Consider the following 880-nt stretch of genomic DNA (forward strand, 5'->3'; position numbering starts at 1 on the left):
ACGCAATAGCGTCCACCGTTTCGTTGCAACAGGCTGGGGGTGAACGCTATGCCGGGTTCATTCGCCGCACGTGGGGAGCGTGCTGCCGCCGGGAGGGCCTGCCTGGCGGGAGTCGTGTTCTGGGCGGGTGAGGGTGTCGGGCTGGAGGAGGGTGTCGGTGTGCTGTGTGGGTGGGGGGATTGGGTCGGGGTGGGCGGTGTGCGGCGGTTGTCGGCACGGGGTGGGAGTCGGGTGGCCGGCCGGGTAGTGGGGGATCGGCGTCCTGGTGGGGGTGCCGGGTGGGGGAGTGGGGTTGGCTGTCTGTCGTACGCGTCTACGCGGGTGCTGTTGCGGGGGCGGGTGGGGCCGCTGTCCCCTGTCGTGTGGATGGCTGGGTGCTTGGGGCGGGGTGGCTGGTGAAGACGTAGTGGCGCAGGAGGAGGAAGCGGCCCGTGCCGGCGAGGCCCGAGGCGGCGAGGTAGACGGCCTGTTCGGTCAGGAGGCCGGCGGAGGGCTGGACCAGGTGCAGGAGGTGGACGGCTGTGCCGGTGGCCAGGTAGGCGGCGGTTGCCGAGGCCGTGCACTGCCAGTGCTCCCGTCGTCCGGCGGCGCGTCCCGTGGCGAAGGTGAAGCGGGCGTGGAGTTCGGTGCACAGCAGGGTGGAGAGGGTGGTGACGATCGCGTTCGAGAGGGCCCAGGGCAGGGTCGTGGCCAGTAGTGGTACCGCGAGGCTGGAGAGGACTCCGACACCGCCGCCGGAGACGGCGAACCGTATGAGGGGGGCGGCTGGTCCGGGACCGGCCGAAGCCGTTTTCCCGTGTCTCTTTACGAGCAGCGGCTTCATGGCGGTGTCCTACCTTTCAAGGGTGGTTGCTCTGGTCATTCGTAAGATCGGAGGGCC

General features: G+C 70.1%; 1 protein-coding gene. It reads right to left on the bottom strand.

Translation table 11 applies throughout. The annotated features are described in order from the left end of the window. Positions 1-313 precede the first annotated feature (313 nt). Positions 314-823, bottom strand: coding sequence for a GtrA domain-containing protein (locus ABEA26_RS36080; protein WP_345598309.1), 510 nt, complete (start codon positions 821-823; stop codon positions 314-316). Positions 824-880: the final 57 nt, after the last annotated feature.

It is taken from the genome of Streptomyces marokkonensis (genome assembly GCF_039539045.1).
Taxonomy (GTDB): Bacteria; Actinomycetota; Actinomycetes; order Streptomycetales; family Streptomycetaceae; genus Streptomyces; species Streptomyces marokkonensis.